At 61.3% G+C, this 20293-nt stretch carries 16 protein-coding genes; 8 read left to right on the top strand and 8 right to left on the bottom strand.

The features are described from left to right. Positions 1-297: 297 nt before the first annotated feature. Entirely contained in the window at positions 298-1089 is a 792-nt protein-coding gene (gene hisN / locus H620_RS0114950; protein WP_023380494.1) for a histidinol-phosphatase, read from the bottom strand. A 178-nt stretch (positions 1090-1267) separates the two neighbouring features. On the opposite strand from hisN, the gene H620_RS0114955 reads away from it, so the two are divergent. The 3 genes from H620_RS0114955 to H620_RS0114965 all read left to right on the top strand — a co-directional run bounded on the left by H620_RS0114955 (position 1268) and on the right by H620_RS0114965 (position 5992). Further along, positions 1268-2623 (top strand): delta-60 repeat domain-containing protein, encoded by a 1356-nt coding sequence (locus H620_RS0114955; protein ID WP_027907565.1) that lies wholly within the window; start codon positions 1268-1270, stop codon positions 2621-2623. Between the two features lie 180 nt (positions 2624-2803). Then, a complete protein-coding gene (locus tag H620_RS0114960) occupies positions 2804-3694 on the top strand; it encodes a universal stress protein (RefSeq protein ID WP_023380492.1) in 891 nt (296 codons plus the stop codon). A gap of 156 nt (positions 3695-3850) precedes the next feature. Continuing rightward, positions 3851-5992 (top strand): TonB-dependent siderophore receptor, encoded by a 2142-nt coding sequence (locus tag H620_RS0114965; protein WP_027907566.1) that lies wholly within the window; start codon positions 3851-3853, stop codon positions 5990-5992. Positions 5993-6079: 87 nt separating this feature from the next. Here the strand turns inward: H620_RS0114965 and H620_RS0114970 are convergent, their stop codons facing one another. From H620_RS0114970 to ptrR, 4 genes are all read right to left on the bottom strand, one after another. After that, a complete protein-coding gene (locus H620_RS0114970) occupies positions 6080-6601 on the bottom strand; it encodes an acyloxyacyl hydrolase (RefSeq protein WP_023380490.1) in 522 nt (173 codons plus the stop codon). 197 nt (positions 6602-6798) lie between these two features. Beyond that, entirely contained in the window at positions 6799-7545 is a 747-nt protein-coding gene (locus H620_RS0114975) for a phytanoyl-CoA dioxygenase family protein (RefSeq protein ID WP_027907567.1), read from the bottom strand. 70 nt (positions 7546-7615) lie between these two features. Next, positions 7616-8059, bottom strand: a complete 444-nt coding sequence (locus tag H620_RS0114980) for a hypothetical protein (RefSeq protein WP_023380488.1) — start codon at positions 8057-8059, stop codon at positions 7616-7618. A gap of 77 nt (positions 8060-8136) precedes the next feature. Beyond that, on the bottom strand, positions 8137-9003 hold the full coding sequence (gene ptrR, locus H620_RS0114985) for a putrescine utilization regulator PtrR (protein ID WP_027907568.1): 867 nt from the start codon (positions 9001-9003) through the stop codon (positions 8137-8139). A 105-nt stretch (positions 9004-9108) separates the two neighbouring features. Between ptrR and H620_RS0114990 the strand changes: the two genes are divergently transcribed. Continuing rightward, the gene (locus H620_RS0114990; protein WP_023380486.1) at positions 9109-10494 is read left to right on the top strand and encodes an aldehyde dehydrogenase family protein; all 1386 of its coding nucleotides are present in this window, start codon (positions 9109-9111) and stop codon (positions 10492-10494) included. A gap of 35 nt (positions 10495-10529) precedes the next feature. On the opposite strand, the gene H620_RS0114995 is transcribed toward H620_RS0114990, so the two are convergent. Together H620_RS0114995 and H620_RS0115000 are read right to left on the bottom strand one after the other, a co-directional pair. Next, positions 10530-12443, bottom strand: coding sequence for a P-loop NTPase family protein (locus tag H620_RS0114995; RefSeq protein WP_027907569.1), 1914 nt, complete (start codon positions 12441-12443; stop codon positions 10530-10532). An 88-nt stretch (positions 12444-12531) separates the two neighbouring features. Beyond that, the gene (locus tag H620_RS0115000) at positions 12532-13431 is read right to left on the bottom strand and encodes a helix-turn-helix domain-containing protein (RefSeq protein WP_027907570.1); all 900 of its coding nucleotides are present in this window, start codon (positions 13429-13431) and stop codon (positions 12532-12534) included. A 150-nt stretch (positions 13432-13581) separates the two neighbouring features. Here H620_RS0115000 and H620_RS0115005 point away from each other — a divergent pair, with 150 nt between their 5' ends. The 3 genes from H620_RS0115005 to H620_RS0115015 all read left to right on the top strand — a co-directional run bounded on the left by H620_RS0115005 (position 13582) and on the right by H620_RS0115015 (position 17455). Continuing rightward, positions 13582-14940, top strand: a complete 1359-nt coding sequence (locus tag H620_RS0115005; RefSeq protein WP_023380483.1) for a glutamine synthetase family protein — start codon at positions 13582-13584, stop codon at positions 14938-14940. 117 nt (positions 14941-15057) lie between these two features. After that, complete coding sequence (locus tag H620_RS0115010) at positions 15058-16146, top strand: polyamine ABC transporter substrate-binding protein (protein ID WP_027907571.1); 1089 nt, start codon at positions 15058-15060, stop codon at positions 16144-16146. A gap of 13 nt (positions 16147-16159) precedes the next feature. Next, positions 16160-17455: an NAD(P)/FAD-dependent oxidoreductase gene (locus tag H620_RS0115015; protein WP_023380481.1), complete on the top strand. Its 1296-nt coding sequence runs from the start codon at positions 16160-16162 to the stop codon at positions 17453-17455. 335 nt (positions 17456-17790) lie between these two features. Here the strand turns inward: H620_RS0115015 and H620_RS0115020 are convergent, their stop codons facing one another. Next, positions 17791-19167, bottom strand: coding sequence for an L-serine ammonia-lyase (locus tag H620_RS0115020; RefSeq protein ID WP_027907572.1), 1377 nt, complete (start codon positions 19165-19167; stop codon positions 17791-17793). A gap of 146 nt (positions 19168-19313) precedes the next feature. On the opposite strand from H620_RS0115020, the gene H620_RS0115025 reads away from it, so the two are divergent. Beyond that, the gene (locus H620_RS0115025) at positions 19314-20258 is read left to right on the top strand and encodes a LysR substrate-binding domain-containing protein (RefSeq protein WP_023380479.1); all 945 of its coding nucleotides are present in this window, start codon (positions 19314-19316) and stop codon (positions 20256-20258) included. The last annotated feature ends 35 nt before the right edge of the window (positions 20259-20293 follow it).

Genomic DNA, 20293 nt, shown 5'->3' on the forward strand with positions numbered 1-20293 from the left:
CCTCCCGGAGCAAGCCCGGAGCGAGGGAACCCCGGAGCGCAGCGCAGGGGCCGGATGATAGGAGCCAGACTTTTTTGGTTACTTTTTGGGGCGTGTGCCAAAAAGTGACCCGCTGTAAGAGCGGAAAGGTGATGGAGCGTCGCCTTGGCAAATGGATATGCTCATAAACCCAAACACCAAAGCGTCAAACCTAAAACCGAATACGTAGCACAAACACTCACAGCACTATAAAGCAACACCAGCTCAGAGCCCAGATCACCGCACGGATTGAATATCGAAGTTTCCGCTCATTTATATTTACATCGCGTACCGCAACATCTCCAGCACCTGTGCATGCAACTTAGGATCACCACATGCAACCACACACCCACCATGCTGCGCAGAACTTCCATCCCACGCCGTAATCACCCCACCCGCCCCTTCGATGATCGGCATCAGCGCCTGCACGTCATAAGGCTGCAGACTCGCCTCGACAATCACATCGACAAACCCCGAAGCCAACATGCAGTACGCATAGCAATCGCCGCCATAACGCATCAACCGCGCCTTGCCAGCAACGGCTTCGAAGGCCGCCTTGCGTGCGGGTGTGTCGAACATATCCGGCGTGGTGCACATCAAAGTGGCAGACGCCAAGTCAGAACAGGCCCGAGTTTTAAGCAGCGTCTTGTTACCCCAGGCCCCCTCAGGCGTACCCACGAACCGCTCGCCGGTAAAAGGTTGGTTCATCACACCCACGACCGGACGCGATCCATCGTTCAACGCGATCAAGGTACCCCACAGCGGCAAGCCGGTGATGAACGCGCGAGTGCCGTCAATCGGGTCCAGAACCCAGTGCAACGGGCTGCTGCCCAGCGCCGTGCCAAGCTCCTCACCGAGAATGCCATGCTCAGGGTAACGAGCTTGAATAAGTTCGCGCATCGTATCCTCAGCCGCTTTGTCGGCCACGGTCACCGGATCGTACAAGCGCCCTCCCTTGTCCTCGACATCCAGGCTGGCGCGAAAGTACGGCTTGATCGCCAAGGCAGCTGCGTCAGCCAACTGCTCGGCAAAGGCACGGAATTCGCCAATCTGTTCAACGCTCAGGGACATGGGATAGGCCTCGTGGAAATGATGGGGCTCGCATCATACCTGACATAGCGCTTGGCGGTGGAGCGAGCATCCGCGAAGTGTCCGACTGCATTCCCGACCCACCTGTTATTTCTAACAGTTGTTGGACAAGAGCCAATCGCTCAACGTGAGCGTGTCTTGAAACAGGAGAATCGTGAGCATGAACACCAATGAAGGTGCGGGCTACCTCGACAAATCGTATGGCAATCAGGGAGAAGCAAGCGTACCGCCCCTGCCCCCCAAGAACCCAGATAGAGAAACGCTTCAAGTTTACCCATACACCAGCGCTGACGATGGCAGCATGGTCTTTTACGGCTACGACACTGATGATGTCACAACGAGAGAAAAAGGTGTATTTACCCGCCTTGGTGCTGACGGCCAATGGGATGAAGCAACCGGCCATGTTGAAGTTTCCAAAAAGCAGAGTTCGCCACTTCCCTACGAGGTTTTCAACTTCAATGCAATGACCTTTGCAAAATACAAAAATGAAGAACGCTACCTGACAGCCTCGACTGTGATTTACGCCGGCGACACGGACAAAGCTGTCGTACATGTAGCAGTGGGAGCCTACGATAGAACATTCTCTCCGGTTGCCGGATTTGGTGATGATGGCATCGCCCTTCCATCTCCGCCCTTCAAAAAAGAAAACACGTTACTGCCCGAGGCCCTTGTTAAAACCCTCGGGTATAACGAATTTCAAAAGGCCGTTGACTATAGATACAAGCCAAAACTTGCACTTATCGGTGACCGCATCATCACCGTTTTCCCTGGCTCGGTGGCAACGTGGGAGGCGCAGGATGACGACCTCTGGTGTGCGCTGCTGGATGCTGCAACAGGAGCACCAGTGCCCGGCCTGGGCGAGGATGGGAAGTCCAGTCAGTTGAAACTGCCAAGAATCAATGGGCAAGCGCTGGTTCCCTACCATGTGGCATTCATGGCCGACGGTGGTTTCGTTGTGGTTGGGCAAGCCGATGGGGCCATCCACCTTCAGCGTTATCAACCGAACGCTCTGCCAGATACGTCCTTTGGAGTACAAGGGTCCATCAAAATACCGGACAGTGGCAACGCCAACCGAGCAGGCCTTGCCATCCACAAAGACGTGATAGTGGCTAGCGTTTCCGTTTGGCCAAGCATCACGACCAGCACGCACTTGCACGGCTACACCGTGCAGGGCGAACCAATTGCCCAGTTCACCCGTGAAGTCAGGGGAGACCTTGAAGGTGGGCAAGTTTTCGACCATCTGCAATTCGACACGCAAGGAAGGTTGCTGCTGGCCGGAACTCGAACCTATCGAAGTGGTGACGATCCAGAGGCACAGTCCAGCCTTCACGTAGCAAGACTCAACGTGGATGGAACAGTCGATAATGACTTCGGAAAAAACGGCTTTTCGGAACTTAACGTTTATCATGCAGCCGCCAATGGCATCCACGTCGACGAGAGCGGAGTTCGTATACTGACATTGATGCCAATCACCATAGGCGCGTTCTACGAGAAGGTGGCGAAGTTTCAAGTCTGAATAAAGTTAGTGCACCTCCGCTACGGGGGACGGCACCACGTCAAAACGGCCCGCCCCCGACACGACCGAATCAAAGCCATCGTTGCGCACGAGGTCTAGACTGAACGAACAAGCACGGCATCAACGACCAGAAAACTACACAGGCATGAACCGGGGGGCTGCCACACGTGGAGGTGTGAGATGAGCCAGTTCAAGCGTTTGTTCGTCATGCTCGGCCCACAAATGCGCCACACGCCCGCCCTGCAGCGCGCCGCCGCGCTGGCAGAATCCAGCGGTGCGCTGTTGGATATCAATGTCTTCGTCGACGACGTCGACACCTTTGGTCTGATGAGCGATGGCCGCGAACGTGAGCGCCTGCTCAGCGACAACCGGCAATGGCTGGCCGACGAAGCTGAACAACTGACCAACTCAGGCCTGGATGTCTCCACCGAGTTACTGCTGACCCGCGACCCACTGGCCAGCGCCCTCGAACAAGTCGAGCGCCTTGGTTGCGACCTGCTGATCAAGGACGTGCAACACGAACCCGTGCTCAAGCGCCTGCTGGTGACGCCGCTGGACTGGCAACTGCTCAAGGACAGTCCGGTGGCCGTGCACCTGGTCAGCGATATCCGCCTACCCCTGCCGCGGCAGGTCGCCGCGGCGGTCGACCTCAACAGCCATGGCGCCGGCGAGCACCTCGACGAGCAGGTCATCCGCAGTGCCCACGCCCTGGCGCTGCAATGCAATGCCGAGCTGCACCTGCTGCATGTGTGCGATGCGACCAAGACCCACATTGCTGACTTCGGCGCAGGCACCGTGACCATGCCAGGCTTCGATGGCAGCGTGCGCACCGCGCAACGCGCAGCATTCAACCGCTTGGGTGACCACCACGAAATCCCCCTCGAACGCCGGCATTTTCTGGAAGGCCCGGCGATTCGCGCCATCGCTGAGTTCGTCAACCACAGCCGGGCGGACGTGATCGTCATGGGCAGCCACCGGCACGACGCCATGCAAACGTTCCTGGGCGGCACCACGGCGCACGTGCTGGAACATCCGTTGTGCAACGTGCTCGCGATCAAGGCCACCCGCTGAGCTGACCGTCCACCGCAGCACGCACCCGTGCTGCGGTGGACTAGGACCTGGCACGCGCGCTCCACTTAAAAAGAATGCATTTGATAATGATTCGTAGTAATTTGCGACACTTATCCCCCTTAACTTCCAGCGCCCCTCTCCAGGATCGTACCGTCGATGCGTCGCACGTTCGTTTCGCTTTGTGTGCTTCATGCTGTCTCTGCGCAGGCTTGGGCTGAGCCCGACCCCCAGAGTGAACCCGTCCAGATCGAGCTTCAGGCTCTGAGCATTACCAGTTCCGCCGACAGTGAGCGCGCGGACGGCCCGGTCACCGGCTACAAGGCCACCCGCTCGGCCAGCGCCACCCGTACCGACACTGCCCTGCACGAAACCCCACAATCGGTCAGCGTGGTGCCCAAGGATGTGCTGACGGACACCGGCGCCACCCGCCTGCAGGACGGCCTGGACTATGCCGGTGGTGTCGGCCGTGCCAACAACTTCGGCGGTCAGGGCCTGACCACCTTCACCGTGCGTGGCTTCACGACCGGCGAGTTCTACCGCAACGGTTTCCCGATCAACCGCGGCTACCCGAACGCCCCCGATGCCAACACCGTCGAGCGTCTGGAAGTGATCCGGGGCCCGGCGACCAGCCTGTATGGCCGTGGCGATCCTGGCGGCACCTTCAATGTGGTCAGCAAGCAGCCGCTGCCGGAGTCGCACGTCACCCTGGGTAGCCAGCTCGATGACCAGGGCATGCAGCGGGCAACCTTGGATGCCACTGGCCCGTTGACCCAGGACGGCAACCTCGCCTACCGGCTCAACGTGCTCGGCGAAGGCGGCGACAGCTTCCGCGACAATGTCGAAAGCGAACGCTACAGCGTCGCACCCGTGCTCAGCTGGCAGGTCAACGACGCGACCAAGATCGTCTTCGAAGGCGACTTCATGCGTAACAACCACCCGCTGGACCGTGGCCTGACCCGCCTGCCCAACCAGCTTGGGTCGGCCTCGCGTGACACCAACGTGTGGGGCAAAGGCAGCGACAACATGCTGCACAACGACAACAACATGGCACAGCTGCGCTTCGAGCATGCGCTCAACGAGGACTGGACCCTGGGCGGCGGCACGCAGTGGCTGGACGGCTCGCTCAAGGGCAATGCCATCGAAGCCAACGGTCTGCAGGCCGACGGTCGTACCTTGGGACGCAACTTCAACTACCGCCACCTGGAGTGGCGAGACCGCGATTACCAACTCAACCTGACCGGGCACTTCGACACCGCTGGTTTCAGCCATACCTTGCTGACCGGCATCGAGTACGAAGACTACGATTACAACTCGATCATCCTGCGCTCGGCCGGTGGCAAAACCGACTATCCGATCGACCTGTTCGACCCGGTCTACGACCAGTCCCGCCCTGCCCTGACCCGCACCACGACCCATGACAAGGAAAACCTCAAGACCTGGGCGTTCTTCATCCAGGACCAGGTTGCCCTGACCGAGCGCCTGAAAGCCCTGGCCGGCGTGCGCTTCGAGCGCTTCGAGCATGACTACGTCAACAAGCTCAACAAGGCAGGCGATTTCGACAAGGGTGAGAATGGCGTCACGCCTCGTTTCGGCCTGCTGTACGACCTGACCGATACCGTCGCGGTGTATGCCAACACTGCCCGCTCGTTCAAGCCCAACAGCGGTGCCCCTGCAGGCGGCTCAGGCCGTGGTTTCGACCCCGAGAAAGGCAAGTCGTACGAACTGGGCGTGAAATGGGAAGCGCTCGATCGTCAGCTGAGCGTCGACGCGGCGATCTACCACATCGTCAAGGAAAACGTCCTGGCCAACGACCCGAACGACCCCACCGGCACCGACAAGATTGCAGCCGGCGAAGTGCGTAGCCGTGGCCTGGACATCAACATCGCGGGCAACATCACCCCTGAGTGGCGAGTGATTGGCGGCTATGCGTATGTGGATGCCGAGGTGACCAAGGACACCAGCCTGCCCACTGGTACACGGCTGGCGAATATTCCGCGCAACAGCTTCAGCCTGCTGAACACCTATGAGTTCCAGGATGGACTGGCCAAGGGGCTGGGGCTTGGGGTTGGGGTGAAGTACGTGGACGACCGTCAAGGCCAGACCGCCGCCACGACCTACACCATGGAGCAGTACACCGTGGTCGATCTGCTCAGCTTCTATCAGGTCAATGAACACGTGCGCTTGAACCTGGACCTGAAGAATGTCTTCGACAAAAGCTACGACGAAGGCGCGTTCAACAACTACGTCTACCCAGGCGAACCGCGCACAGTGCAGGCCGGGGTTTCGTACACCTTCTGAAGTGTGATCGTCGGATCGGGCATCCAGCGCCTACTTTTGTAGGCGCCGGCTTGCCGGCGACGAGGCCGCAAGGCGACCCCAGGAACCTCAGAAGCCCTTGCTGTAGAACAGCGAGTACGACTCGATCCCATCGTTTGGCTGCTTGAGGCCGGCGTTGGAGTAATGCATGGCACGAATGCCGACTTTCTGCTCACCCGGCAGCTTCAGACCGAAGCCAATACGGTCCTCGAAGTTGACGGCCGACCCCAGGCGCTGATCGCCGACGTCGGTCTTGGAAAACGCAGCCAGGCCAATACCCGCTTCGATGTAGGGGGTATAGGTGAAACCGCTGAACTCGTAGGTGAACACCGGGCTGAACGACAGCGAGTGGGCACCACTTGCCTCACCGCCTTCCCAATAGGTGTAGGCTGCATCCCAGTAGCCGCTCAGGTAGCCGGTGCTGCTCTCCAACCACTTCTTGTCCCAATCGAACGACAGGCCGATACGGTAGGTCATGTCGCCTTGGCCAGTGGCCCCAACGGCGCCGGACACCTGTGCAGCCTGGGCCAGGTTGGCACCGGCGAGGGCCAGCACAGCGGCGGCCAGCGAAGCGGCGAGACGGGTTTTCATCAATGACTTCTCCTGATGGTCAACACAAGCAGGCCGCTGCCAAGACGGGGCCTGCTAGGCACACGGGGGCTTGAACCCCTCACTTATGGCGGTGGCCGGTGCATCCAACCGGTCACACGAGGTAATACTTTTTTGATTATTGTCCAGTTAATCAAAAAGTTGAAAGGCTTTTGCCACTATTGGCTAATAGCCACGACTTAGTCGTACTCCGCCTCATCATGCTCGCCCAGCAAACGTCGCTGCCTGGGCGTGGCATGCTCCAGCACCTCCGGGTTGAAGCGCCAGGCCAGGTACGGCGAGAATTTCTGCGCCACCATGCGCCGCCCGTAATGCACCTGCAGCATGTCGCGATCGCGCGATTCACTGAGGTTGGCGCCGCCGCTGTGCCAAAGGTCGCTGCGAAACACCAAGGCATCGCCCGCCTTGCACAATACTGGCTCGGCCTCTCTGCCCTGCCATTGGCGTTCGCCTTCCCATGGCGTGCGGCCCGCGCGATGGCTACCCGGCACCACCCATGTAGGCCCGAGGGACTGGTCGACATCGGTGAGGTACAACTGCGCCGTGAGGATCTGTATTGGTTGCGTGAAATCGCCGTGTTCGCGAAGCCAGGCTGGTAGCGCCATGGGCAGATGGTCCAGATGCAGCGCCATGCCCGGATAACCCGGATGGCTGCGCCATGCCGTCTGACCGATCACGTGGCAGTCGTGACCAAGCACGGCTTCAGCCAAGCTGATAAGCGGCGGCAGATCAAGAAACGGTAACCACAGCGGGTTACGATTGAAGACGCATTTGTAGTGCTCCAGCAGCCCCTGGTAGTCCCAGTGGATGGGTTGCAAGTCGTCGATGGCACAGCGCACCAAGGCCACCCGCAAGGGGTCGAGCACATTGGGGATCAGCACGTAGCCCTGCTCGTCCAGCGACTTGAGCTGGCGCTCCAGGTTCATGGCCAGGTTCATGGCGATACGCTCCTGAGCGGCAGGAGCACATCTGTACTCCTGCGCAGACGTTAACGATTCAACGCCAGTTCAGGTCCACCCGTGCAGGGGTCTTGCCGGTGACCACCACAGGTTGCTGCAACGTCTGGCCCTGGGCATTGGCGACGACTTTGTATTGCCCTGGCGGCAGTTGAACGAATAGCAGTGGCCCGACGTCACTCAAGCTCAGCACGGATTGGCCCTGGGCGCTTTGGATATCGACCTGGGCGCCGGTCTGGAACTTCCCTTCCGACCCAGTGGACAGGGTGACATGCAAGTCATAGCCCGGCGTCTTGCGCAAGGCATTGGCTTCATCCTGGCCGATACCGCCCTGCAGGTAACGGATGCCATTTTGCTCCTGGGGTTGCAGTTGCACCGCCTGCATGTCGATGGGTGCATTGAGGTCGGCGGTGGCCGCCAGCGTCCACGGCAAGGCGAGCGTCAGCAACAGCAAAGCGCCCAGTGCATAGTGATGATTGCGCATGATTCGACCCTCCACATGGGAACGGCTTACCTAGCATTTGACGCCGCGGCCATGCCCGAGTTCGTGCCTGCGCAGGGTCAGCCGACGCGGCGCTCTTCGAGCAATTTCACGAACATGCTCAGGCTGCGCGAGACCGTCCCTCGCCGCCATACCAGCCAGGTCTTGAGGTAACGGAAATCTTCCGACATCGGCCAAGCGCTGACCGTGCAGCACCCTGGCATGTTGTCGAGCATGCTGCGCGGCAGCATGGCCAGGCCCGCGCCCGCGCTCACGCATGCCAGCATGCCGTGGTACGACTCCATCTCATGGATCTTGCCTGGTACCGCCTGGTCCTGGACGAACCAGTTCTCGAAATGGTGGCGGTATGAGCAATTGGCGCGAAACGCATAGATGCTTGCGCCGTTGACATCCTGGGCGCGGGTTACCGGGGTATGGTTAAGGGGCGAAATGATCACCATCTCCTCCTCGAACACCGGAATGCCTTCCAGTGTCGGGTGCAACACCGGGCCATCGACGAACGCGGCCACCAAGCGCCCGGACAACACACCCTCGAGCATGGTCCCGGAAGGGCCGGTGGAAAGGTCCAGATCCACTTTCGGGTAACGCTGGTTGTAGGCTGCCAACAACGCCGGAATACGTACCGCCGCGGTGCTTTCCAGCGAACCCAGGGCGAAAGTGCCCTGGGGATCCTCCCCGGCCACCGTAAGCCGCGCCTCATGGACCAAGTCGAGAATGCGCCGGGTGTACTCAAGAAAGTTCCAGCCTGCCGGAGACAAGCGCAAGCGGCTCTTCTCGCGGATGAACAATTCAACGCCCAGGTCTTCTTCCAACTGCTTGATGCGGGTGGTCAGGTTCGACGGCACCCGATGAATGTGTTGGGCGGCAGCGCTGATGCTGCCTTGCTCGGCCACCGCCTTGAAGATCTCCAGTTGCACCAGATCCAAAGTCATTCTCCAAACGTGAATGTTTCGCTCATTATTATTCAGTTTTCAATAAAGTCCTACACCACTAGTCTGGGCTGACTGATAAACAACAACGAGCGTACATCCATGAGCCAGATCAGCAGCCTGACCCACGCCATCTCCGTCGACCCCTTCAGCGGCGAGCAGATCGGCCACTACCCTTTCGATACCGACGCCGCACTGGAAGCGGCGCTGCAGCGTGCCAAGGCGGGTTACAGCCAATGGCGCCAGGTGTCCCTGGGTCAGCGCAGCGAGTACCTGCTGGCCCTGGCCAACACGCTGCAAGCCAAGGCTGAAACCTTCGCCCAGATGATCAGCCGCGAGATAGGCAAACCGATCGCCCAGGCCCGTGGCGAAGTGAGCAAGTGCGTTGGTCTGTGCCAGTGGTATGCCGAACACGGCCCGGCGATGCTGGCGCCGGAGCCGACCCAAGTCGAAAAAGCCCGTATCGAATACCGCCCGCTTGGCCCGATCCTGGCCGTGATGCCGTGGAACTTCCCGATCTGGCAAGTATTGCGAGGCGCGGTCCCTGCATTGCTGGCCGGCAACACCTACGTGCTCAAGCACGCGCCGAACGTCATGGGCAGCGCCTATCTGCTGGCCGAGTTGTTCAAGGATGCAGGTTTGCCTGAAGGCGTGTTCGAGGTGCTGAACGTCACCCCCGACGGCGTCACTCGGGCTATCAACGACCCGCGCATTGCGGCCGTCACCCTCACCGGAAGCGTGCGCGCCGGCATGGCCATCGGCGCACAAGCCGGTGCTGCATTGAAGAAGTGCGTGCTGGAACTTGGCGGCTCCGACCCGTTCATCGTGTTGGCGGACGCGGATCTGGATGCCGCGGTCAAGGCTGCTGTGATCGGTCGTTACCAGAACACTGGCCAAGTTTGCGCTGCCGCCAAGCGCTTGATCGTCGAAGCGAGCATCGCCGAAGCATTCACCCGCAAGTTCGTCGAGGCGACCCGCCAGCTGAAAGTCGGCAACCCGCTGGAAGATGACACCTACATTGGCCCGATGGCCCGCTACGACCTGCGTGACGAGCTTGATGGCCAGGTCCAGGCGACCCTCGCCGAAGGCGCGACCCTGCTGCTCGGTGGCCACAAGGTCGAAGGCGTGGGCAACTTCTACGAACCGACAGTGTTTGGCAACGTCACCCCTGACATGACCGCGTTCAAGCAAGAGCTGTTCGGACCGGTGGCGGCGATCATCACCGCACGCGACGCCGACCACGCGGTGGAGCTGGCCAACGACAGCGAGTTTGGTTTGGCTTCGACCATCTACACCGCCGATTACGCTTTGGCCGAGCGCATGACTGCCGCACTGGAAACGGGTGGCGTGTTCATCAATGGCTACTGCGCCTCCGACCCCCGCGTGGCCTTCGGTGGCGTGAAGAAGAGCGGCTTTGGCCGTGAACTTTCGCACTTTGGTGTGCGGGAGTTCACCAACGCCCAGACCGTTTGGCTGGATCGGAACTGACCGATCAATGGGGCCGCTTTGCGGCCCCATTACCCTCAACCCCGCGCCTGGTCCTTGACCCAGTCCAGCATCCCACCCGGCACGATCAACTCATGCCGCGCCCGTGAACACGCGGTATAAAGCCCGGCCAGCGTCCGCGCCCGCTCATTGCGGCCTCCTCCAGTGCTCGGCGCCACCATCAATTCCGGCGATACCATCACCCGGGCGAACTCCATGTTCTTCACATCCCGCACCCGCCCCAGGAACAGCTTCGGCGCCTTGTCCCAGCGGTAACGGCTCTTGGCCTTGGCGAAATGCTCCGGGGTATAGCCTTTGCGCAGCATGTTGGCCACCGCGATGAAGGCCTTGTCGTCGCCTTTGTCCTGCTCCAACGCTTGCCAGCTGGCATAGCGGAACAACATCGGGTGGCGTGGCCGGGTTCCGTACCGGTACAGCTCGATGCAGTCCTCGACGAACAGCTCGAAATCCTTGCGTGCACTTTGCAGCAGGACGAACGGCACCCCTTGGTGCGTCAGTCGCTGGAACCAGCCGAATAGCCCCCACTCGTCATCGACGATCAACGCCGTCGGCTGCTCGGGAACCGTCACGGCATCGAAGAAGCTGACGCGCGTATAGTGCTCGGCGCTGCCACTGAAGGCTGCCTGGATCGACGCCGGGTGGGCCTGGATCAGCGGGTTGAGCACCGCGTCCATGGCCGGCCCGGCGCGCAGCGAATGATCGATGTAACGCTGGCGGATGAAACCGCCATGGTGCGGGCTCAGGCCGTTGAGATTCTGTAGTTCGTCGCCCAGGGCGATGACCGACTGCGGGCTGCGGTCGAGCACGGCCAGCATGGGCGCCGACAGTTCATGGGCCTCATCGACGATGACATGGGTGTAGCGGGCGTCGATCACCTCGAAGGTCAGCGACAACAGCTTCACACGGTGGTAGTCACGCACCGGCAACTGGATCTCACGGGCCGAGGGGCGAACCAGTTCTTGCCAGTACAGGCGCGCTTTATCCAGCAGCACCTCTTGGTCCAAGGGTGTGATACCCGGGCCGGCCCAGGGCAGATGGTGCAGCTGCAACTGGTCGTCCCCGCTGTGGCAGAACGCACGCACGGCCTTGATGCACAGCGCCACCACATCGCGGGCTGCCAGTGGGCCGATGTCCGGGATACCCAGCCATTTCACCACCTGCGCCTCCTGCGGGCGCCACGACAGTTTGGTCCGGTACGGATCACGCAAACGCCAGCCATTGCTGGTCAGGTCGCGGTTGAGTATTTCGTCGGCCAGTTGGCCGAATGTCATCGCGGTGTACGCCTGGGCATCCTTGACCCTGGCCTGCAGCGCCCTGAGCTGACCTTCCGTCAGCGCCAGCAACAATGTACGAGAAGGGTCGAGCAAGCGGGCGAACTGGTGAATCAGAAAGGTCTTGCCAGTGCCTGCGAAGCCCTGCACCGCCACCGACTCGTCGGCACATGACAGGAACTCGCGCAGCAGGCGGTTCTGCTGGTCGCTCAGCATCAGGTCACTGGCCAGCGACGGCAAGTACACCGGGTGCAAGGGCGTGGCGCGCTGCCGGTAGATATCGGCGAACTGAAAGCTCCACTGACCGTCGTCGTCGAGCAACTCCTGAGTGTCATACTGGACCTCGGCCGACAGCAGACCGATACCGTTCTCGCCCAGCATTCCCAAGCCCATGGCGAATGCCTCGCGGTCGTAGCGTTGCGCGACCTGCGCCTGGAACTGACCAGGCGCAGCTGCTTCCACGTCGTTGGCGATACGCACCATCTCCGCCAGTCGGCGCTCCTGGGTTTCGACCGATGGAGTGCCTGACTGGCGCGGCAGGTTCTGCACGAACAGCACGGCGGCAGCCTCCAGCAGGCTGGCGGACAGAAAGAAGTCGCCGGCGGCAGGCTCACGGGCAAGACGGTCAGCTCGATCGCTGGACAAAGGCAGGTAGAACATCGACACCTCGAGGCAGAACAGCCGGGCACGATAACAATTTTCGCCCACAAATGCTGGGCTCAGTGCCGAACCTGCGCAAACGACCGGCTCAGGCCCTGACGCGCTTGAGCGTTTCGCTCGGCAGCTCCCTGAACAACTGTCGGTAACTTTCCGAAAACCGCCCCAGGTGCCAGAACGACCAGCGCATGGCGACTTCCGCCACGGTCACCTCGCCGCCGCGCAGCAAGTCACGGCGTGCGCCGTTGAGCCGCCGCAACCGCAACCACTGTGCAGGCGCCAGACCCGTGAAGGCCTTGAACGCCTGTTGCAGCTGTCGCAGCGACACACCCGCCACCTCAGCCAGTTGCATCAGGTTCAGGGTTTCTTCCGGGCAGTCCGCCGCCCATTCGCTGACCCTGTGCATGATCGCCCGCTCCTCGCCACGCCGTCCCAAGGCCCCTCCCTGCAGTCGCTGGCAGGCGTTGTCGAGAATGAACAGGCAGTCCTCCAGCAGTTGCTCGGCCAAAGCCTGCCCCTCCAGCGGACAGTCGGCACGGCCAAGGCGTGTCAGGGTGGCGCTCAGCCAACTGCCGAACAACGCGTTCTGGCCACTGCCCAACGGCACCATGAACAACCCCTCCAGACGCTGCGGGTCGAGGCCGTGGCTGGAAAGGAAACGCTGGTCGAACACCACCGCGACTTCCTGGTAGTTCTCCGGGGTGATCCAGATGTTGCGGCTTTGCTCGTTGAGCAGGTAAAGGCTGTCTTCGCTGCGGTCAAAGCAAAACGCCAGCGACCCGCTCGGCGCCGTGAAGAATTGCTCCACGCGGGTATTCAGGCGCTCTTCGTAAACCTCCACGCCATCGAGTCCGAGGCACCGCAATTGGCCATTGAACAGCCCCGGCGACATCTGCCGGTACTGCTGCTGCCAGCCTGGGGTGGCCCGGACTTGCTCGGTTACATCGCTGGTGGTGAAGGCCTGGACCTGCAAGGCATTGGGCGTTGTCACACGCTGTCCCTTTGCACTCTTTTGGTGCATTTATTGACGAAGAAAGTGGATAGATCGCTGCGCGCTGCTGCGACCAAGATAGCCCTCAGCGCGTCACCTGGGAAGCCACCGGCCCCCACCGCGCCACAAAAACCCAATCAAGAGGTCTGTATGAACGCCCCCTTCGATCAGCTGTCCACTTGGCTGAAAGAACACCGGATCACCGAAGTCGAATGCGTGATCAGCGACCTGACCGGCATCGCTCGCGGCAAGATCGCCCCGACCGCCAAGTTTCTTCACGAGCGCGGCATGCGCCTGCCAGAGAGCGTTTTGCTGCAGACAGTCACTGGCGACTACGTCGACGATGACATCTACTACAACCTGCTCGATGCCGCCGACATCGACATGGTCTGTCGCCCCGACCCGACGGCGGTCTACCAGATCCCTTGGGCCATCGAACCCACCGCGATCGTCATCCACGACACCTTCGACAAACACGGCAACCCCATCGAGCTGTCGCCGCGCAACGTGCTCAAGAAGGTGCTGAAGCTGTATGCCGACAAAGGCTGGCAGCCGATTGTCGCGCCCGAGATGGAGTTCTACCTGACCCAGCGTTGCGAAGACCCGGACTTGCCGCTGCAAGTGCCGCTGGGCCGCTCGGGCCGTGCCGAAAGCGGCCGCCAGTCGTTCTCCATCGACGCCGCCAACGAGTTCGACCCGCTGTTCGAAGACGTTTACGACTGGTGCGAGATCCAGGGGCTGGACCTGGACACACTGATCCACGAAGACGGCCCGGCGCAGATGGAGATCAACTTCCGCCACGGCGATGCCCTGGACCTGGCCGACCAGATCACGGTGTTCAAACGCACCATGCGTGAGGCTGCGCTCAAGCATAACGTGGCGGCCACTTTCATGGCCAAGCCCATCACCGATGAGCCAGGCAGCGCGATGCACCTGCACCAGAGCGTGGTCGACATCGCCACCGGCAAACCGGTGTTCGCCAACGACGATGGCAGCATGAGCGAATTGTTCCTGCACCACATTGGCGGCCTGCAGAAGTACATCCCCAAGCTGCTGCCGATGTTCGCTCCGAACGTCAACTCGTTCCGCCGCTTCCTGCCCGACACTTCGGCACCGGTGAACGTCGAGTGGGGCGAGGAAAACCGTACCGCCGGCCTGCGTGTGCCGACCTCCAGCCCCGAGGCCATGCGTGTGGAGAACCGCTTGCCGGGCGCAGACGCCAACCCCTACCTGGCGATCGCCGCGAGCCTGCTGTGCGGTTACCTGGGCATGGTCGAGAAAATCTCGCCGAGCGCACCGGTGCAGGGCCGCGCCTACGAGCGACGCAACCTGCGCCTGCCGATCACCATCGAAGACGCCCTGCAGCATATGGAAGACTGTGAAACCGTGCAGCAATACCTGGGCAAACAGTTCGTCCAGGGCTATGTGGCGGTCAAACGTGCCGAGCACGAGAACTTCAAGCGTGTGATCAGCTCCTGGGAGCGCGAGTTCCTGCTGCTCAGCGTTTGATTCCCCCGGGGCGCCCAGCGCCCCAACCGCCTTGCAAGCGCCCGACGAACCGGGGCGCTGGGCCGCCTTGCGGCCCCCTACACCCAACTCAAAGAAAAAGACCAACGAGGTGTCGACATGCGTCATTTGCAGTCCCTGATCCCCGCAGCATTCACCCTGGTGTTCGCAGCGGCCGCCCAGGCCCAGCCCACCGTGAGCGTGTACAACTGGACCGACTACATCGGCGACACCACGCTGGCAGACTTCCAGGCCAGCAGCGGAATCAAGGTGGTCTATGACGTCTTCGACTCCAACGAGACCCTCGAAGGCAAGCTGCTGGCTGGCCGCACCGGCTACGACGTGGTGGTGCCCTCGAACCACTTCCTCGCCCGGCAGGCCAAGGCCGGCGCCTTTTTGCCACTGGACCGCAGCAAGTTACCGAATTTCAAGCACTTGGACCCCAAATTGCTGAAACAACTTGAACAAAACGATCCGGGCAACCAGTACGCGGTGCCGTATCTGTGGGGCACCAACGGCATTGGCTACAACGTCGACAAGGTCAAGGCCGCGCTTGGCATCGACAAGATCGACTCCTGGGCTGTGCTGTTCGAGCCCGAGAACCTCAAGAAACTCAAGCAATGTGGGGTGGCATTCATGGACTCGCCGGACGAACTGTTCCCGGCCGTGCTCAACTACCTGGGTATGGATCCGCGCAGCGAAAACCCGAAAGACTATGAAAAAGCCGAAGCCCGCTTGCTGGAACTGCGCCCCTCCATCACCTACTTCCATTCCTCCAAATACGTGTCCGACCTGGCCAACGGCGATGTCTGCGTAGCCTTTGGTTATTCCGGCGATGTGTTCCAGGCCGCCAACCGGGCCATCGAGGCCAAGAACGGCGTGAAAATCGCCTATAGCATCCCCAAGGAAGGCAGCAACCTGTGGTTCGACCTGCTGGCCATTCCCAAGGATGCCAACAATCCGGAACAGGCCTTGGCCTTCATCAACTATCTGCTTGACCCACAGGTGATCGCCAAGGTCAGCGCCACAGTCGGCTACGCCAACGCCAACCCCGATGCCAAGGCCTACATGGACGAGTCGCTGGTCAACAACCCCGAGATCTATCCGCCTCAGGAGGTACTCGACAAGCTGTATGTGTCGAGCACGCCGAGCCCGAAGATCATGCGTGTCATGACCCGCTCCTGGAGCAAGATCAAGTCCAACCGCTGAGCGAGTTCGCGCCATGCCTCTGAATACCCAACACACTGCGTCCTACTATGCCGCCACGGCGCGTAGCACTGCACCTTACCCCAGCCTCGATACCGAACTGACAGCCGATGTGTGCGTGGTCGGCGGTGGCCTGACCGGGGTCAATACCGCACTGGAACTGGCCGAACGCGGCCTCTCGGTGGTCTTGCTGGAAGCCCGGCGCATCGGCTGGGGCGCCAGCGGGCGCAATGGCGGTCAGTTGATTCGCGGTATCGGCCACGATGTCAGCGGGTTCGCCCGCTATGTGGGCCAGGAAGGCGTGCGTTACCTGAAGCACGCCGGCATCGATTCGGTGGCCCTGGTCGCCCGCCGTATCGAACAATATGCCATCGCCTGCGACTTGCGCTGGGGCTTCTGCGAACTGGCCAACACACCTGCCCAGTTCGCGGCCTTCCAGGATGAACAAGCTGAACTGGCAGCGCTTGGCTATCGCCACGAAACCCGCCTGGTGGGCCCCGAACACCTGCATGAGGTGGTCGCCAGTGACCAGTACGCCGGCGGACTGGTGGATATGGGGTCCGGCCACCTGCACCCACTGGACCTGGTCCAGGGCGAAGCGCGGGCCGCCCAGGCCCTGGGCGTACGGATCTTCGAGCAGAGCCCGGTGCTGCGCATCGAACATGGCACCACGGTGACCTTGCACACCGCGCGCGGCAAAGTGCGCGCGCAAAGCCTGGTATTGGGTTGCAACGCTCACCTGGACGACTTGGAGCCGCGCCTGAGCGGCAAGGTACTGCCCGCTGGCAGCTATGTGGTGGCGACAGAACCGCTGCCCGACTCGCTTGCCAGCACGCTGATCCCTCAGAACATGGCGCTGTGCGACCAGAAAGTCGGCCTGGATTACTACCGCCTTACCGCCGACCGCCGCCTGCTGTTCGGCGGCGCGTGCCACTACTCGGGGCGCGATCCGAAGGACATTGCGGCCTACATGCGGCCGAAGGTCCTCAAGGTGTTTCCCCAGTTGGCAGACGTACGCATCGATTACCAGTGGGGCGGCATGATCGGCATCACCGCCAACCGATTCCCTCAGGTCGGGCGCTTGAGCCAGCATCCGAACGTGTACTACGCACAGGGTTACTCCGGCCACGGCCTGAACGTGACTCACTGGACTGCGAAACTGCTCGCGGAGTCGATTGCAGTTGGGCAAAGCCAGGGCCTGGATGTATTCAGCGCCGTTCCGCATCTGACCTTCCCGGGTGGCAAGGCGCTGCGTTCACCGCTGCTGGCATTGGGGATGCTGTGGTACCGCTTGAGGGAGGTACTCGGTTAAGAAGGCCGCTTCACCCTGGGGGAGCGAGCCTCGCCCGCGATGCTCTTTTTGTTCGCCGATATGGGGCTGGCGTGGGATCGAGCGCTGCTTACGCGACGCATCGCGAACAAGGCTCGCTCCTTCGGTTGTTCCACGCCGATCAAGGCAAAAGCGGGTTTACCCGCGAAGAACTCGACGCGGTGCAGCCTCTCCGACTTATCAGCAATACATTCAATGCTTTAAGCACCAGATCTGAGATATGACTTTAAGTAGATACTTTTCCGATAATTTACTCAAAGTATCGACTGTAACCTATTGTCTTACATGCCATTTAACAATCATATTTCAGCGCGTCTTCAGCATTCCACGAACGCCACCGCCAAACCACCTCGCGAGGTTTCCTTGTAATTGGCATGCATGTCTGCCCCCGTGTCGCGCATGGTGCGGATTACGCGGTCAAGGGAAATGAAATGCTCGCCATCGCCGCGCAGGGCCATCTGCACGGCATTGATTGCCTTCACCGCAGCAATGGCATTGCGCTCGATGCAAGGCACCTGTACCAGACCACCGACCGGATCGCAGGTCAGGCCCAGGTTGTGCTCCAAGGCAATCTCCGCAGCGTTCTCCAGTTGCGCGGGAGTGGCGCCGAGCACCTCGGCCAGACCGGCGGCAGCCATCGAGCAGGCCGAACCCACCTCCCCCTGGCACCCCACCTCGGCACCCGAGATCGACGCGTTCTTCTTGCACAGGATGCCAACCGCAGCGGCCGCCAGCAGAAATGCCACCACATCGTCATCGCAGGCGTCGGGGTTGAACTTCATGTAGTAGTGCAGCACCGCCGGAATGATCCCTGCCGCACCGTTGGTGGGTGCAGTGACCATACGACCACCGGCAGCGTTTTCTTCATTCACCGCCAGGGCGAACAAGTTCACCCACTCCATTGCACTCAGGGTCGAGCCGATGACATTGGGCTTGCCCAGCTCCTGCAGGCTGCGGTGCAGGCGTGCGGCGCGGCGCTTGACGTTTAGCCCGCCCGGCAGGGTGCCTTCGTTGCGCAGCCCATTGGCGACACACTCGCGCATGGCCGACCAGATACCCAACAGGCCCTGGCGCACGTCCTCCTCGCAACGCCAGGCGCGCTCGTTGGCCATCATCAACTGGCTGACACTCAGGCCGTGGGCCTTGCACAAGGCCAACAGTTGGTCGGCGCTGGAGAACTCGTAGGGCAAGGTAACGCGATGCGCGTCGTCGCGCGGTGCGTCGATTTCGCCCTGCTCGACGATGAAGCCACCGCCAATCGAGTAGTAGGTCTGGCTGAACAGCAGCCCTTGTTCACCCTGTGCCTCCAAGGTCATGGCATTGGGGTGGTACGGCAGGCTTTCGTCCAGCAACAGCATGTCGCGGTCATAGTCGAACGCAAGCGGGTGGCTGCCATCGAGCATCAGACATCGCTCTTGCATCAGTTGCCCGATTCGCGGCTCGATGGTTGCCGGGTCGATGCGGTCCGGCCACTGACCCATCAGGCCGAGCAGGCACGCGCGGTCTGTAGCATGACCCACGCCGGTGGCCGACAGCGAGCCGTAAAGACGCACCTGTACCCGACGAATCCGCCCCAGCAACCCCTGCTCACGCAGGGCCAGGGCAAAGCTTGCCGCCGCGCGCATCGGGCCCACTGTGTGAGAGCTGGACGGGCCGATGCCGATTTTGAATAGGTCGAAAACACTGATAGTCATGCTAATGCCTGACCGTGCCAGCCACGTACGCCGCTGCACGGACCTCCGGAAAAATTGAACGGTGATACGAAGTTGCGCGATACTGCCGCGCATACCTTCGGATGACCAACGAAACTTTCTAAGCAAGGCTTTAGCTTAACTAAACGATGAGACGACAACTCAATGGCCAGACGTTCGTCTGGCTGCATGTGTTCTCCTGTGCGGCCCGACACCTGTCTTTCACCCGCTGCGCCCAGGAACTGCACATCACCCCCGGCGCCGTCAGCCAGCAGATGCGCCAGCTCGAAGAGCGCCTGGGTTACCAGCTGTTCCTGCGCCGGGCGCGGGGCGTGGAACTGAGTGCCGAGGGCCAGCGCCTGGCCCAGACCGTGGCCGAAGCCTATGGCAGCATCGAGGCCGAGTTGCTGCGCCTGGATGCCGGGGAGATTCGTGGCACCTTGCGCGTGCGTTCGATTCCTTCCTTCCTGGCTAAATGGCTCACCCCTCGCCTGCCACGCTTCCAACAGCGCTACCCGGATATCGAACTGCGCCTGGTGGCCGAGGACAGTGCCCAGGCATTGCACCCGGATGATTTCGATCTGGCCATCGACCTGAACGACGGCAGCTATCCCGGCATGCTGTCGACGCCATTGCTGGACGAGCAGATCTTCCCGGTCTGTTCGCCCGCGCTGTTAAGGGGGCGCCCACCGTTGCACGGGCCAGCGGACTTGGTGCACTACCCCTTGCTGCACGACATCACGGCCTGGCGCGGCAGTTCCGAGTATGCCGAGTGGGAGTTCTACCTGGACGGCATTGGTGCCCGTGGACTGGATGTACGCCGCGGCCATACCTTCAACCGCAACCACCTGACCATCGAAGCCGCCATTGCCGGCATTGGCGTCGCCATCGCCCGGCGCACACTGCTCAACGACGAACTCGAACGAGGCGCGCTGATCGTGCCGTTCGGTGTACCGATCGCCAACCACAAACGCTATGTCCTGCACTACGCGCCTGGCGGTTTGAGCCAGCCAGGGGCGCGTGCGGTGCATGACTGGCTGGTCGAAGAAGCCGAAGGGTTTCGGGCGTTACACCCTCTGCACGCTCAGGACTGAAGCAATGCTCAGCGGAAGCTCCAAGCTGCGACTGG

Source organism: Pseudomonas taiwanensis DSM 21245 (assembly GCF_000425785.1).
GTDB classification, from domain to species: Bacteria; Pseudomonadota; Gammaproteobacteria; order Pseudomonadales; family Pseudomonadaceae; genus Aquipseudomonas; species Aquipseudomonas taiwanensis.

What these genes read in the sequence shown, in the direction of transcription:
- H620_RS0114990 (WP_023380486.1), top strand. Translation starts at nt 9,109, where the DNA reads ATGAGCCAGATCAGCAGCCTGACCCACGCCATCTCCGTCGACCCCTTC.
- H620_RS0114970 (WP_023380490.1), bottom strand. Translation starts at nt 6,601, where the DNA reads ATGAAAACCCGTCTCGCCGCTTCGCTGGCCGCCGCTGTGCTGGCCCTC.
- H620_RS0115010 (WP_027907571.1), top strand. Translation starts at nt 15,058, where the DNA reads ATGCGTCATTTGCAGTCCCTGATCCCCGCAGCATTCACCCTGGTGTTC.
- H620_RS0114975 (WP_027907567.1), bottom strand. Translation starts at nt 7,545, where the DNA reads ATGAACCTGGAGCGCCAGCTCAAGTCGCTGGACGAGCAGGGCTACGTG.
- H620_RS0114955 (WP_027907565.1), top strand. Translation starts at nt 1,268, where the DNA reads ATGAACACCAATGAAGGTGCGGGCTACCTCGACAAATCGTATGGCAAT.
- H620_RS0115025 (WP_023380479.1), top strand. Translation starts at nt 19,314, where the DNA reads ATGAGACGACAACTCAATGGCCAGACGTTCGTCTGGCTGCATGTGTTC.
- H620_RS0114995 (WP_027907569.1), bottom strand. Translation starts at nt 12,443, where the DNA reads ATGTTCTACCTGCCTTTGTCCAGCGATCGAGCTGACCGTCTTGCCCGT.
- H620_RS0115005 (WP_023380483.1), top strand. Translation starts at nt 13,582, where the DNA reads ATGAACGCCCCCTTCGATCAGCTGTCCACTTGGCTGAAAGAACACCGG.
- H620_RS0114980 (WP_023380488.1), bottom strand. Translation starts at nt 8,059, where the DNA reads ATGCGCAATCATCACTATGCACTGGGCGCTTTGCTGTTGCTGACGCTC.
- H620_RS0114960 (WP_023380492.1), top strand. Translation starts at nt 2,804, where the DNA reads ATGAGCCAGTTCAAGCGTTTGTTCGTCATGCTCGGCCCACAAATGCGC.
- hisN (WP_023380494.1), bottom strand. Translation starts at nt 1,089, where the DNA reads ATGTCCCTGAGCGTTGAACAGATTGGCGAATTCCGTGCCTTTGCCGAG.
- H620_RS0115015 (WP_023380481.1), top strand. Translation starts at nt 16,160, where the DNA reads ATGCCTCTGAATACCCAACACACTGCGTCCTACTATGCCGCCACGGCG.
- H620_RS0114965 (WP_027907566.1), top strand. Translation starts at nt 3,851, where the DNA reads ATGCGTCGCACGTTCGTTTCGCTTTGTGTGCTTCATGCTGTCTCTGCG.
- H620_RS0115020 (WP_027907572.1), bottom strand. Translation starts at nt 19,167, where the DNA reads ATGACTATCAGTGTTTTCGACCTATTCAAAATCGGCATCGGCCCGTCC.